A 14,524-nucleotide genomic window follows, 5' to 3' on the forward strand; every position below is an offset into this window, starting at 1 on the left:
CGACAACGATCCCGTTAGCGTAACATCAATGAGTACCACGGCTCTCACAAGATCAGGTAACGTTTGCGCGTGTACACGAATAACTACCGCAATAGCCAATCCAATCATCGACAGCCCGGTGACAAGGATTCCTGTGATCGCGTGGAGCCGAGGCGCCTTTCGATTCATGGACTTTCGACTCCTGAATGGCGGGAGCAGCGAAGACGCACTTTCGCCTCCGCTGCTCTCGGCTCACCGTAGTGACTCCGAATTCAATTGTCGACCTAGGTCAGCACAGCGTCAGTTGTAGACGATGTCCACCGTAGGGCCACTCGCGACACCGCACGAATTGGTGCACTCGAACGGACCGCTGTCGGTAGTGCCGAAGGCCTGCGAGATTGGACTGACCGCAGTGCTTTCGGAGCACAATAGGCCATTGATCTGGTTGCCGTTGTCGACGCTGGTTGTCACGTACTCAACCTCCGAAAGGAAGCCGTCCACGGCCCCATTGCACGTCGTCCCGTTTTTCTCGTTCAAGCTAACAACGAGCTCATAACCCCAGCTGTTGTTGATGCTCATCCCGCTGCCGCAACCATACGTTGTGCAGATCGTAACCCCAAATACGGGGCCGACGAACGCGTTGCATCCTGTGCAGGTTGCAGACCAGCTGTTGGTGGCATCTGACCAATCCACCGCTACATCGACCTGAGCCGTGGCCGTATGATCGCAGTCACACTGCTCTGGCGCACCGTGGGTCGAGCCCCAATACGCAGTGATCTCCCAGTCTTCGCCAGTATTGGGCTCGACTGCGATCACTGTGGTGGGGTTGATCTGGTCGTAGTGAATGACATCTATGGCGGAAACTTCAATCGTGCCGGGCGCACAATCGTCTTCGCCGCAGTATTGTGCGTACGCCGCCTGTGGTGCCAGCGCCGCCATCACGGACGCGGCCATCACCGCAAGGCCAACGCTAACGCGGATGGGAATCAGCCGACGCGACGTGCGTCCGATCGGGGGCGGGGGGGGATATAACGGTAAACAACATGATCCAGTACCTCCTGATACGGCGGCCTGTATGGGGGCAGGCCACTCGGCGGGTTGCCGGAGGCGTGTACTTTGCCGTCACGGCGGTGGGGGATCCCGCGGGGATGGACAGGGCCAGTCTACCCGGCGATCAAACGCTTGTCAATGGCCTTTCGAGAACTTGCGACACCGAAACGACATCACGTTCTGCCTTATCGAGACGTCCGTTGCAGACCGGGAAAATTGCCTCGATCCGCCCTGCAAGTCGCTTCCTCCGTCGCAAGCCGAAGCGCTACCGTCTCCCCCAAAACGCCCCCGCCGGACAAGGCAACCGCACCGCGATCGAGCTGTAAATCCCCGCCAACGCCTCCGCATCCGGCGCCACGAACGCGTCCGCCGGCCGGCTCGCGATCGCCCGCAGCGCGTCCACGTCCAGGTCGTACCCAACGCCCACGGTGAACACCGTCACGCCCGCCGCCTTGGCGCGCGCGGCTTCGGCGACGGCGACGTCCGCCGGGACGGGGTTCGCGCGGCCGTCCGTGAGGACGATCATCGCCGCGGCGTTCTCGGCCCTGCGCCGCGCCGGGTCGGCGAGCGCTTCGGCGGCGACGGCGACGGCGCGGTCGAGGCGGGTGAGGGATGCCGTGGTGATGGAGGCGAGCGCGGCGTCGAGGGCGGCGCGGTCGTCGGTCAGCGGCTGGAGGAGCCAGGCGTCGCTGTTGAACGTGACGATCGCGGCCTGATCGCCCTGGGCCAGCCGGAGCGTGCCGAGGAACGTGCGGGCGGCGTCGATGGCGGCGGCGAGCTTGGTGCGGCCGGCGGCGGTGGGCTCGGTCATGGACGACGAGGCGTCGATCGCGAGGGCGATGTCGACGTGGCGTTGGGAGGGGGTGCAGGATTCGGTGAGAGCGAGGGGGAGGTAGATGGGGGCGGGGAGGGGCGTCGGGGTGGCGGTGGAGGAGGGCGTGGCAGTCGGGAAGGGCGATGGGGTGGCGGTGGCGAGGGGAGACGGCGTGGGTGTGGCGGTGAGCGTGGGGGTGGGAGAGGCAGTGGCGGTGGGCGTCGGGGAGGGCGGGGGGGTGAGGAGGCCGTTGGCGGTCCAGATGTCGCCGGGGAGGTTTTCGCGGACAGTTGAGGCGACTAGCATGCGGCGGAGTTCAAGGTGCCGCCCGTCATCTAGAACCTCGATGACGGCGAAGTCGCCATCGCCGTTCTCTTCCGAGGCGGCGGCGATCAAGTACTGGCCACTTGCACTCCAGGCAATTGAAAGGGAAGGACCACTGGGGGCATTCGTGAAAGCACGATTGCCGGGATAATCAGAATTGTAGGGTGCTCGAATCGGCAGTCTTGCGATCTCGCGCGCCACGTAAGGGCGCGAAGCATCGTATGCCGCGTCCAAGTTGGACATCGCTACAAGTTCGTACACGGCCACCAGCGTGTTGGCGTGTACAGCTAGAAGGTTGCGGTTTAGCCACGCGTTGTTGAACGAAACGCCGCCCACATACTTGAGGTCCGGCGCCAGTGCAACGGACTGTGAAGTGCGGCTGACGACATCGATCGCTGCGATGTTGCCAGCGAATTGACGGTTCGTTACAACAAGGCCTCTGTGCGTATTCATCGTGGCATGAAGCGCAGGCAGAGATCGTCCTTGGCCAAAGTAATAGTGCGGCGGTGAGACTGCTGTCGGGAACGGGATTGGTTCGGCAAGCACCGACCAGGTTGAGACGTCCATCGCCTCGATCGTCCCACCGTCCGTCATGATGATGACCTCATCACCACGACCAGTTGGCAGAATCTCGACTGCGAGGTGGTCGGTTCGCGGGCTGGCGCTGACCGTGTCGATCCCGGCACGCGTCCCAACGTTGCGCCGGAAATGAACACGATCGATGCCAAAGGGCGGTTGCGGCAACATGACCAGGCCAATGTCATGAAGGGCGTATCCCGCCCTGGCGAAGAGGAACGAGCCATCCCGCATGGCAGCGACTGCACCATAGGTTGCAAAGTCGCGGCCGCGAACGCGCCCTTCCTGGAACAGTTCCGGCCCGGTACTATTCAACTCTGCGACAATGGCGAACGGGGAACATGAATTGAAGCCGTTGATCTGCTCTTCGCCAAAATGAAACCCACAATTGTAGCCGGTGCCGGCAGTGACAAATGACATGTCTGGCGATGCGGACATCCGCCCCAAAGCGCTGTATGTTTTGCCTCGAAAAATACGCGCGCCGCTTTCAATATTGTGTATGGTAAGGGCCGACATGCCATCATTGGGCCGCACGTTGGGTGAGATATGGTCGTCGATGAGAATTACCGAATGGAGCACGTCGATCGAGGTCTGTGCGCGCGCGGCATTGTGTGTCGTGAAAGCTACAGCGGTTACGCAAGTTCCTCCCAATGCGATGGCCAGGACTGTGGGAACTCGACTGCGCAAGCCACTCATCACATACTCCGGCGTTCATGGAGGGCGGCGGCGTTAGGCCGACAACTCGGCCACACGCCGTCGCCCCGATCAGTGACGTTCTCTCCAAGGCTCGCTGGAACTGACCGGTGGCCCGCTCAGTTGTAGATGATGTCTACCTGCGGTCCGCTGGCGCCCGCGCACGAGTAGGTGCACTCGAATGCACCATTGTCTGTCACGCCAAACGACTGGCTGATCGGACTTACAGCCGTGCTCTCAGAACACAGGAGTCCGTTAATCTGGTTGCCATCATCGACGCTCGTAGTCACGTACTCTACGCGCGTCAGATATCCGTTCACGCCCGGATTGCAGGAGATGCTGCTGAACATTCCATTGATCTTCAGCACGTCAACAACCAGTTCGTACCCCCAACTGTTGTCAACGCTCATCCCGCTGCCGCAGCCGTACGTGGCACAGACGGTAACGCCATAGATCGGCCCATTCGTCGGGTTGCAGCCCGTGCAGGATGCCGACCAGCTATCGGTGGAGTCGGACCAGTCAACATCGACGGACACAGATGCCGAGTTCGTCTGTTGGCACTGGCAGGCGAGTGGATTCGCCAGCAGCGAGTCCCAGTAAGCCGTGATCGACCACGTCTCTCCGGTGTCCGGCTCCACCGCTACGACGTCATCGTCGTCGATCTGGTCGTAGTGGATGACATCGATCGCGGACACTTGGCGGTTGAAGTTGACGCAGTCATTGCGTCCACAGGTCTGCGCATACGCCGCCTGCGGTGCCAGCGCCGCCATCACGGCCGCGGCCACCGCCGCAAGGCCAACACGAACGCGGATGGGAATCAGCCGACGCGACGTGCGTCCGATCGGGTTGGGGGATACAAAGGTAATCGACATAATCCAGTACCTCCTGATAGGACAGCCTGATTGGGGGCAGGCCGCCCGGCGGGTTGCCGGAGGCGTGTACTTTGCCGTCACGGCGGTGGGGGATCCCGCGGGGATGGATGGACGGAGGGAAGCCTACAGGCACTCGGCGCGGGTGTCAATAGGTGCATGCGTTGTTGAACTGTGGAATCCAATGAATAATTTACAATTCCTTCTCGACATCCGCACAGTTGACGACGCTTTGAACTGCACAGAGTGCACGACACTCAGGCGCGAAAGGACATCTGACTGACTAGGTTCTCTTCAACTCTATCGAAGTTACAGTTCGCATGCCTGTAACACTCGCGTGCAATCTGTCGCACATTGATCGCGCCGCAGTTCCACCGCGTGTCTCTTACCGCCGCCCCCAAAACGCCCCCGCCGGACAAGGCAACCGCACCGCGATCGAGCTGTAAATCCCCGCCAACGCCTCCGCATCCGGCGCCACGAACGCATCCGCCGGCCGGCTAGCGATCGCCCGCAGCGCGTCCACGTCCAGGTCGTACCCGACGCCCACGGTGAACACCGTCACGCCCGCCGCCTTGGCGCGCGCCGCCTCCGCCACCGCCACGTCCGCCGGCACCGGGTTCGCGCGGCCGTCCGTGAGGACGATCATCGCCGCGGCGTTCTCGGCCCTGCGCCGCGCCGGGTCGGCGAGCGCTTCGGCGGCGACGGCGACGGCGCGGTCGAGGCGGGTGAGGGATGCCGTGGTGATGGAGGCGAGCGCGGCGTCGAGGGCGGCGCGGTCATCGGTCAGCGGCTGGAGGAGCCAGGCGTCGCTGTTGAACGTGACGATCGCGGCCTGATCGCCCTCGGCCAGCCGGAGCGTGCCGAGGAACGTGCGGGCGGCGTCGACGGCGGCGGCGAGCTTCGTGCGGCCGGCGGCGGTGGGCTCGGTCATGGACGACGAGGCGTCGATGGCGAGGGCGATGTCGACGTGGCGTTGGGAGGGGGTGCAGGATTCGGAGAGGGCGAGGGGGAGGTAGATGGGGGCGGGGAGGGGCGTGGGGGTGGCGGTGGGGGAAGGAGTGGCGGTCGGGAAGGGCGTTGGGGTGGCGGTGGCGAGGGGGGACGGCGTGGGCGGGGCGGTGAGCGTGGGGGTGGGGGACGCGGTGGGGGTGGGCGTTGGGGAGGGCGGGGGGGTGAGGAGGCCGTTGGCGGTCCAGATGTCGTTGGGGAGGTTTCCGTTCTCGGTACATGCAGTCAGATAGCGTTCAATCTCAAGGTCCCGCCCGTCGTCTCGCACGTCGATGACGACAAACTCGGCGTCATCATGATCGGTAGCGGCGATGATGTGTGTTCCTCGTGAGGACCATGCGACCGAGAAAAGGGGTCCGGCGGCCGCGGATTCGACCACGCTCAATCCTTGCTTTGCAGCGTTGCTCGGCGGATCAATCGCGATCCGTCCAACTTCGCTAGCCGTCGAGTCGGCCATTAGACGATAGACGACCACTAGATCCATAGCATGTACGGCTAGTAGTCCGGAATTGATCGGGCCGGCATTGATAGATACGCCATCCACAAAACGTAGATCAGATGACAGCGGGACAACTACTGATTTGCGCGTTGCCACGTCAATCATGGCGATGCTCGGGGATAGCATCCGATTGACGATGATACGTCGCCCGTCGGCCATGATCGTCGCATGCATTGCTCCGATTGCCGCCTTCCCTCCATACGGACGACTATATCCTGACACCGCAGTCGGATACGGGATGGGAGGCTCCGCCCACTTCATCGTACTCGTGTCAATGACTCCAACACTGCCATTGGATTGAACAATTGCCGTAAATCGTGAATCCGCAGTTCGAAGGAACTCAATCGGCAAAGATGCGATGGCCATGCGCCCGAGTTGTAGTGCAAGAGCATCTCGATTCGCGATAGCCGCGGGTAACGTGATGCGAGCAACAAAGTAGGGCGACCTTGGGACAAGAATGCTTGCACCATCGTTGAGATCATAGCCAGCCTCGGCGACCAAGAGCGTTGAATCGCGCAGGAATGCAATGCCTCCCATCGTGCCAAACTTGTTGCCGCGAATCCGCCCCGTTGAGAAGCCTCCTCGACTGCCATCAACGGCCGTGAGGGCGATGAGTGCTGGCGTGCAATCCGGTGGATTGGGTTCGCGAAAGCTCACTGCGCAGCTATTGCTCAACGTGCTAATCATCACCGACGCATCATCTCGAACTGCCAGTCTACCCGGAGACACGAGGGTGTCGCTACTCTGAATTCGTGAACCGTCCACTATGTTGAATACCGAGATTGCATCACATCCGGCTGAGTCCATTGCCAGATCTTCCGTGACGACTACCAGGTCCTCAAGTTGGACTTCGGTCTGAGCCCCCACCCGTTCAGGTCATAGAAGCCGGAGCGCCATGGTGGCAATCAAGGTGACGGAGAGCCACTCGGCCCCGCGAGCGGGTCGGGCGCAGAAGTGACGATGGCCAGTGGGCGACCATCGCGCGAGAGACGAGCGCCCGGAGGCTTCAGCCTCCGGGCGGTCGTCGGTTGCGCGGGGACCTGCCCGTTTACCCCGCTTCCCACGCCGTCGCACGCCCCGCCACACACCGTGTACTTCGTGTCACACGCCAGTGCACACCGCGTCACACGCCAGTAGACTTCGCGTCACACGCCAGTGCATCTGCCGCCGCACGCCCGCGCGCTTCGAGACACACGCCACCCGGCCCTTCGTTCCACGCTGTGCGGGTTGGAGGACAAACACGGTCTGCGTCGGCGCACCGCACCTACCGGCAGACCAGCCCCTCCGACAAGCTCTCGTACAGCGCGATGAGCTCCGCCGCCCCCGCCGCCGCGTGGTACGCTTCCGCCGCCGCCACCAGCGTCCGCAGGAACGGCGCGTCCACGTCCGCGCCGAGGCCGACGACGTGGAGCTGTGCGCCGGAAGCGCGGACGCGTTCTGCGGCAGCGACGACCGGGGCCAGCTCGCCGTTCTGGCGGCCGTCCGTCAGGAGCACGACCGCCGTGCGGGCGTCCGGACGGGCGGCGCCCAGCGCGACGAGCGCGGCGTCGAGGCCGCGGTCCAGGCGCGTGCCGGGGTCGGTTTCGGCGCCGGCGAGGGCCACGCGCAGCGCGTTCGCGTCGTCCGTGAGCGGGACGATCACGCGGGCGGCATCGTCGAACGCCACAATCGCGGCGCGGTCCGTCGTCGCGGCGTCGCCGGTCAGCCAGAGCTGGTCCACGAACGCGCGCGCGGCGGCGACGGCGGCGGCCAGCTTGGTGACGGACGCGCCGGCGCCGGCCGGCTCCGTCATGCTTTGAGACGTGTCGATCGCCAGCACGACGTCCAGCGGTCGGGCGCGGCGCGTGCAGGCCTCGCGGACGGCGAATGGCAGGTAGATCGCCCGCGGCGCGAAGACCGTGACCTCGGGAACGGGGAAGACGATCCGGCCGGCGGCGCCGACGCCGTCCACCACATCGGCGACGGCATCGACGTTCGTCGGACGCACGCCCACCTGTTGCGGCACGACGCGGAACGTGAGGACGGGCCGGCCGCCGGCGATGACGTCGGCGATCCGCCACGTCAACGTCCGCGCCGCGCCGTCGTACGTGGCCGGCGGCACCGCGGACCCCGCCACGTAGCGCATGTCGTCCGGCAGCCGGTCGACGATCGTCGCCTGGCTGAGCAGGAGCGGCGGCACGATCGGCGGGCTCGCGCCCTCGGCGACGGCGCCGATGAGCGCCGCCGCCTCGTCCGGCGACGGCTCGAACGCGAACTGCGTGCTGCGGCTGCGGAGCTCGTCGACGAACGTCCCGTCCGGCGCGTCCTCGCCGTTGTCGAAGATGAACGCCGTCAGCGTCACGCCCTCCGCGGCCATCCGTGCCAGCGCCGCGGACGACTGATCGTACGGCACGCCGTCCGTGACGAGGAGAATCGCCTGCGGGACGCCGGGCCGGCGGGCAGCCGCCAGCACGTCGAGCGTGGCGGCGAGCGCATCGCCCGGGCGGGTGTCGCCCGCTGCCTGCAGCGTCCCGACGGCGCGCGCCACGCTCGGCAGGTCGCGCGTGAGCGGCGACAGGACGGCCGGCACTTCGCTGAACGCCACGAGGCTCACCTCGGTCGTGGCAGGGTCGAGCGCGCCGAGCGTTGCCCAGACGGCCTCTTGGGCGCGGGCGATCGTGTAGCCCCAGCCCATCGAGCGCGAGCGGTCGAATACGATGGCCAGCTGGAGCGGGCCGCGCGCGGCCGGGCAGTTGCCGGCCATCGTCAGCGTGATGGTAACCTCGCCGCCAAGGGGCACGCGGGCCGGCTGGGCGGTCTTGTCGCGCGAGAGCGCGCACGCCGTGTTCGGTCGCACCACGGGTGGCACGTCGGCGTCGGGCGCGTACACCCAGATGCCGCCGCCCTGGTGCGTGTCGCCCCGCCCGTTGGGGGCCAGCCGCTGCCACGTGACGTGCACGCGGCCGCCATCGTCCACCGCCAAGTCGGTCGGCACGGCGCCCTCGCCGGGCAGGGACCACGTGTCCGATACGGTGCCGTCCGCTGAGAAGCGCGTGACCCAGCCACCGTGGCCGAGGACGTAGACCGAGCCGTCCGGCCCGAGCGCGAGCGCATCGGGCGTGTCGTAGGACTTGAACCGGCCGAGCAACGCGCCGGCCACCGTCCGCCGCTCGACGAGCCGCGCGCCGCGCAGCGCCAGCGCGACGACGCCGCCCCGCACGTCGATGTCGACCGCGCTCGCGACGGCGCCGGCGGCCGCCGGGTCCGCCGTCGGATCCGCGGTCGATGCGCCGCCGAGCTGCCAGTGCGCCACGTGCGCGCCGGCCGGGTCGACGACGACGACGCCCGCCGCGGCCGCATCGAGCGCCGCGACATGGTTCGCGTCCGCCCCGACGGCCAGGAGCGACGTCCCGACGGACGCACCCCACAGGCCGCGCGGGCAGTAGCGCCAGCCCGGGAAGGCGTCGTTCGGACGCTGGACGATGCATACGTCGTCGACGAGATAGACGGGCGGACCGGCGGCCGGCGGCGCAGCGTCCCGCCCGAGCGCGACGTCGCGCGCCCAGTCCGCCTGCCGCCCGCCGGCGCAGTGGCCCAGCTGGTCCGTCAGCGCGCCGGCGGCCGTCCAGCGCTGGATGGACTGGATCGGCCGCGCGCCCGCCGGCGGCACGGCCATCGACGGGACGTCCGTGAAGCCTTCCGTGCGGTCCGCGAGCGGGGCGAACAGATCCTGCAGGACGGCGACGTCCGTGCCGGCCGCCACGCGCCGCGGCGCGATCGGGCCGGCGAGGGCCGGCTCGTCGAGCGCGCCGGCGAGGCGCCACGGGGCCTCGGGCCGCTGGCGCAGCGTGTCGATCCAAAGGACGCCCTGCCACGTGCAGTGGTCCAGCGCGGCGGCGACGGCGTCCGGGCCGAGCACCGCCACGTGCGGCTCGCCCGTCCAGCCGGGTCCGACGACGCGCGTCAGCGGCGTGTCCTCGCCCTCGATGTGCACCCGCCCGTAGCCCGTGATGACGGCCAGCCCTTCGCCCGCCCCGACGTCGATGCCGCCGTCGAACGGGATGACCCGTTGCCGGCTCAGATCGGGTGCGAAGACGATGACGCCGCTGACGGGCTCGGTCGGCGCCTGGGCAACCCCGTCGGGTGCGTCGTCAGGCGCTGTGTCGACGGCTGTGCCCAGCGTTGTGTCGGGCGCTGCGTCGACAACGTTCGATGGCCGTCCCTCGCCGAACACGCCGCTCGGACCGGGCGGCAGCGGCCGGCCGCCGCCGCCGCCGCCGCCGCTGCGGGGCGGCGGCGGGATCGTGTGGAGCACGTGGACGGTCCCGTCCGGCGCGATGTCGACGCGCTGCGGCAGGACCATCATCGGATCGCGCAGGCTGCTGACGTAGCCGCCGTCCGGCGTGTAGATGTCGACCGCCGGCTCCAGCTCGTTCAGCCGATAGGCCTCGGTCGGGCGCGTCAGGAACAGCCGGCCGTCGGGGTGGGCCGCAATGTCGCGGTAGCGCTCGTCGAGCGACATCTGGGCGCGGACCGCGCCGTCCACCGCCAGGCGGTCGATGCGCGCCAGCGGGCGGCAGTTGGGGCACGAAGACAGGACGACGAGCGTGCCGTCCGGGGCAAAGTCGATCGCCAGCAGGCTGCGATCGGCCGCGTCCGGCACGCGCCACACGGTCCGCGGCGTGCCGCCGGCAACGACGTGGACGGCGGCGTTCACCGCGTCCAGCACGTAGAGGGTGCTGTCCGGCGCGGCGGCGATGTCCGTGGCGTTGCCGTAGCGTCCCGCCGTGAGGTGCCACGGCTCAGCCGTGCGGGTGGCGATCAGCCGGTGGTGACCGCTCGGGACGACGGTCTGGCCGCTGGCCGGCTCGTTGGGCGCGAGGAGCGCGGCGAAGAGCGTCGCGACGCACAGCCTCGTCACGAACCGCGGCTTCGCGCTCCTCGCGCCGGCGCTCACTCCGAGGCGTCCCGCGGCTCGCTCGGCGCGACGCCGCCGCGGCCGCCGAACGTGGCCAGCCAACCCTCCATCGTCAGGCGGGCCTGGCGGCGGGGGAACTCGATCTGATCGGCCGAGATCTCGAGCAGCTCGAGGTCGCTCTGCGGGATCTCGTCGAGCATGGACAGCCACGTCGCGACGTCGTCGACCTCGTCGAGCGTGTGCTGGCGCCAGATCGCCCAGCGCTCATCGGCCACCTCGTCGGGCGAGGCGACGCGGTCGACGAAGATGTGCGTTCGGCGGGCACCGTTCGGGCGGATGCCGTCCGCTCGCAAGCTGTCCGGTCGCAGGCTGTCCGGTCGCAGGCTGTCCGGTCGCAAGTTCTCGGGGCGACTGCCGTCGGGGCGATTGCCGTCCTTGCGCACGCCGTTCGCGCGACCGCTGCGCTTGCTGGGCACGACGGTGATGATCCGGTCGCAGTGGTTGCAGTAGCCGCAGTCGACGGCCTCGTCGACGTCCTCGAGGGCGGGGTGGCGCGTCGCGACGGGTGCGGCGCACCAGCCGCAGTGGACGACCGTCACGTGGCAGCAGCCGCAGCTGGCCACGCCCGTCAGGAGAACCTCGAGGTCGGCGCAGCGGTCGTAATCGGATGGTCCGGCAACGAGCCGGCCGCCGGGCTCGAGCGTGACATAGATATAGCCTTCGCCAGGCGTGTTCGAGACGGCAGGCACACCGTCCTCGGCGCCGGTCGCGTCGGCATCCACGTCGTCCGCCTCGTCCACATAGCACGTGGCGCAGCGCCCGAGCCGAAGGCCGTGGCCCCGGCACTCGACGTCCGCCAGGTCGTCCGCCGTCCACTCGACGTTGATCACGCGGCCGCACCGGACGCAGCGAACACCGGCCTGGTGCCGACCGGAGAGCGTCTCGTGGTAGACGATCTCGCCGCCGCGCAGCCGTTTGGCGGCGCTCACCACGCGACGTTCCCGGCGGGCGCGGGCGCGTGCCGGGCCAAGTGCCGCACCCGCGCCGCGATGCCCATCAAGCCCATCGCCTTGCCCATCGACAGCTCGCGCCCGAAGATCTCGTAGACGATGTCGTCGGAAAGCGCTGTCGCTTCCTCGATCGGGCGGCCGTTCAGCGCGTCGCCGAGCAGGACGGCCAATGCGCGGGCGGAGACGCCTTGCGGGTTCTCGACGGCGAAGTGGTAGTCCAACGTCCCGTCCGGCCGCGGCGCGGCCCAGACGTACGCATCGGACTCGCAGTCCTTCACCCGGTTTGCCCGATCGAACGGCCGCGTCGCGACGCTCGGCGGCACGTCGCGGAACCGGCGGGCGATGTCGATGAGCATCTGCACGCGCGCCGAGCGGTCCTCGGACATGTCGAGCGCGTCGATCGCCTCGGCGAGCCGCGGCGGCACCGTGCCACCCAGCTTGTCGGCATGCGCGTCTCCACGCGGCGCGATCTCGCTCAACCCGTCCTCCTTCGGTGCAGGCCGTTCCGGCGTGCGAACACCGGTGACGGGGCCGAAGGATAGCACGCAACCCGAACCCGCCAAGTAGGGGCGGGGCCCCGTGCCTGCCCTCCCTCCACCCACCCCCCATTCCCCCAACGGCCCCCACGCCCACCCACCCGTCTCCCCCACGCCCACCTTGCCGTTCCCCCACCCAATGGCAGCATGCCCCGGTGCACCACCCCCCGGTCCCCCCGCTCATCGGCCACCCCCCCCCCGACGCCCCCGCCCCCGCCCCCGCCCCCCCCGTCACCATCATCGGCGCGGGCGTGATCGGCCTGACCACCGCCATCCGCTTGGCCGAGTCCGGCCGCCGCGTCGAGGTCGTCGCCCGCGCCTTCTCGCCGCACACGACGTCCGACGTCGCGGCGGCCGTGTGGTACCCATTCCGGGCCGGACCGGCGGACGCGGTAGCCCGCTGGGCGCTCCGCTCGTACGCCGTCCTCGGCGCGCTCGCCGCCGACCCCGCGACCGGCATCGCGGTCGTCGAGGGCCGCGAGTACGCGCACGATATCGTCCCGTACGAGCCGTGGCACGACCACGTCGACGGCTTCCGGCAGCTCCCGCCCGGCGAAGTGCCCCCACCGTTTCGGCACGGCATCGCCTTCCGCGCGCCCGTCGTCCAGATGCCGCGCTACCTCGCCTGGCTTCACGAGCGCGCCACCGCGCTGGGTGTCGCCTTCCGCACGCACGCGTTCGATGCGGGCGAGCTTTCAGCCCTGGTCGCCGCCGGAGCGGTGGTCGTCAACTGCACCGGCCTCGGCGCCCGCGAGCTCGTCGGCGACGGGACGCTCTACGCGATTCGCGGCCAGATCGTCCGCGTCGCGCCGGGCCACGCGCCGCACTTCGTGCAGGCCACGCGGCTGCCGCAGCCCGTGACGTATGTCATCCCGCGCGCCGACTGCACCGTGCTCGGCGGCTCGACGGACGCCGGCCGCGAGGACCTCGCGATCGATCCAGCCGAGGCGGCGGCGATCCGCGCCCGGTGCGTCGCGCTCATGCCCGCGCTGGCCGACGCCGCCATCCTCGGCCACGCCGTCGGCCTCCGGCCGGGCCGCGACGCGGTGCGGCTGGAGCGCGAGGACGTCGGCGCGGGGGTGATCGTCCACTGTTACGGGCACGGCGGCGCAGGCGTGACGTTGTCGTGGGGGTGCGCGGAGGACGTTGTGGCGCTCGTGAACGGTGCCCAGCGGGGCCTCCAATCCCTCAACCCGTGATCCTCCCCCTCCCCCAAACTTGGGGGAGGGGGTCGGGGGGTGAGGGCCGCAGGCCGCCGACAGCTCAAAGCGCTAAGGCATCGGCCCCTTCTCGCACACGATCAGCGAGATCTCGTCGATGTAGTGCCAAGTGGGCACGTTCTCGCTCATTCGGCTCTTGATCTGCAGCTGGAAACGCTCCCAGCCCGGGCGGACGACGACGTGGCGCGTGACGTCATAGCCGAAGCGCTTCCACGTCGCCACCGGGGCGAGCGGCACGCTCTCCTCGCTCGCGACGGCGTCCTTCACCGCCTCCTCCACGCCGTCCTGGCTGAGGAAGATCGGCTGCAGCGTATCGTCGTCGCGGCGGTTGGGCACCTCCTCGGTCAGCATCGTGAAGTCGAAGCTGAGCGAGGCCGAGATCAAGCGGGACGATTGGATCGTCGTCCAGAGGCGCAACGGTCGCCCGGGATGGGTGATCGTCTCGACGACGCCCTGGCTGCCGCCGCCGAGGGCGGCGAAGTACTCGCCCCACGTGGGCCGCGGGATCGTGTTCGGTTCCGCCTTGCGGATGATCTGCGACAGCGTTCGCGCCCGGAAGCCGGACTGGAGGTCCCACTCGTTCGGGCCCTTCTCGAAGTCGCCGTTCGTCGTCAGCTCGCGGCAGACGCGGCCGTCCGAGGTCGGCACGGGCGTCAGCGTGGCGGTCGGCGGCGGGGTCTGTGTCGGCTCGTCCGTCGAGAAGATGCCCGGCGTCGGGGTGAGGGTCACGTCGAGCGTCGGCGTTGCGGTCGGCGGCGGCTCGGTGGGGGACGCGGTCGGGGCCGCTGCCGTCCGTGTCGCGGTCGGTGCCGCAGTGGCCGGGTGCGCCGTCGCGGCGGCCGGGATGTCGTTGCGGCTGGCGCCGCGCAGGACGAGCGGCAGATAGTTGAACACCCTCGACCCGTTCTGGGCGAACGTCGGCCGCTCGATCGAGCCGAGCGTCCCCATCGCCCCCAAAGCGACACCCGCGGCCCCGATCACGGCGGCCCGGCGGCAGATCTCCCACAAGCGACTCATCGCCATCCCCCATGTTCGAACTCGACGGCGCC

General features: G+C 68.5%; 9 protein-coding genes. 1 reads left to right on the plus strand and 8 read right to left on the minus strand.

Annotation, left to right across the window (positions count from 1 at the left end):
* Positions 1–279 precede the first annotated feature (279 nt).
* The 7 genes from IPG72_04775 to IPG72_04805 all read right to left on the minus strand — a co-directional run bounded on the left by IPG72_04775 (position 280) and on the right by IPG72_04805 (position 12,198).
* Positions 280–933 (minus strand): hypothetical protein, encoded by a 654-nt coding sequence (locus IPG72_04775; protein MBK6768334.1) that lies wholly within the window; start codon positions 931–933, stop codon positions 280–282.
* 361 nt (positions 934–1,294) lie between these two features.
* A complete protein-coding gene (locus IPG72_04780; protein MBK6768335.1) occupies positions 1,295–3,439 on the minus strand; it encodes a VWA domain-containing protein in 2,145 nt (714 codons plus the stop codon).
* Positions 3,440–3,555: 116 nt separating this feature from the next.
* Positions 3,556–4,308 (minus strand): hypothetical protein, encoded by a 753-nt coding sequence (locus tag IPG72_04785; protein ID MBK6768336.1) that lies wholly within the window; start codon positions 4,306–4,308, stop codon positions 3,556–3,558.
* A gap of 382 nt (positions 4,309–4,690) precedes the next feature.
* Complete coding sequence (locus tag IPG72_04790) at positions 4,691–5,692, minus strand: VWA domain-containing protein (protein ID MBK6768337.1); 1,002 nt, start codon at positions 5,690–5,692, stop codon at positions 4,691–4,693.
* A gap of 1,384 nt (positions 5,693–7,076) precedes the next feature.
* On the minus strand, positions 7,077–10,712 hold the full coding sequence (locus IPG72_04795) for a VWA domain-containing protein (protein MBK6768338.1): 3,636 nt from the start codon (positions 10,710–10,712) through the stop codon (positions 7,077–7,079).
* Positions 10,713–10,744: 32 nt separating this feature from the next.
* Positions 10,745–11,698: a hypothetical protein gene (locus tag IPG72_04800; protein MBK6768339.1), complete on the minus strand. Its 954-nt coding sequence runs from the start codon at positions 11,696–11,698 to the stop codon at positions 10,745–10,747.
* Complete coding sequence (locus IPG72_04805) at positions 11,695–12,198, minus strand: SufE family protein (GenBank protein MBK6768340.1); 504 nt, start codon at positions 12,196–12,198, stop codon at positions 11,695–11,697. The genes IPG72_04800 and IPG72_04805 overlap by 4 nt, the downstream gene beginning before the upstream one ends.
* A gap of 239 nt (positions 12,199–12,437) precedes the next feature.
* Between IPG72_04805 and IPG72_04810 the strand changes: the two genes are divergently transcribed.
* Positions 12,438–13,454, plus strand: a complete 1,017-nt coding sequence (locus IPG72_04810; protein ID MBK6768341.1) for an FAD-binding oxidoreductase — start codon at positions 12,438–12,440, stop codon at positions 13,452–13,454.
* A 72-nt stretch (positions 13,455–13,526) separates the two neighbouring features.
* Here the strand turns inward: IPG72_04810 and IPG72_04815 are convergent, their stop codons facing one another.
* A complete protein-coding gene (locus IPG72_04815) occupies positions 13,527–14,492 on the minus strand; it encodes a hypothetical protein (protein MBK6768342.1) in 966 nt (321 codons plus the stop codon).
* Positions 14,493–14,524 lie beyond the last annotated feature (32 nt).

Source organism: Candidatus Avedoeria danica, from assembly GCA_016703025.1.
GTDB lineage: Bacteria > Chloroflexota > Anaerolineae > Epilineales > Epilineaceae > Avedoeria > Avedoeria danica.

What these genes read in the sequence shown, in the direction of transcription:
- IPG72_04775 (MBK6768334.1), bottom strand. Translation starts at nt 933, where the DNA reads ATGGCCGCGTCCGTGATGGCGGCGCTGGCACCACAGGCGGCGTACGCA.
- IPG72_04780 (MBK6768335.1), bottom strand. Translation starts at nt 3,439, where the DNA reads ATGAGTGGCTTGCGCAGTCGAGTTCCCACAGTCCTGGCCATCGCATTG.
- IPG72_04785 (MBK6768336.1), bottom strand. Translation starts at nt 4,308, where the DNA reads ATGTCGATTACCTTTGTATCCCCCAACCCGATCGGACGCACGTCGCGT.
- IPG72_04815 (MBK6768342.1), bottom strand. Translation starts at nt 14,492, where the DNA reads ATGAGTCGCTTGTGGGAGATCTGCCGCCGGGCCGCCGTGATCGGGGCC.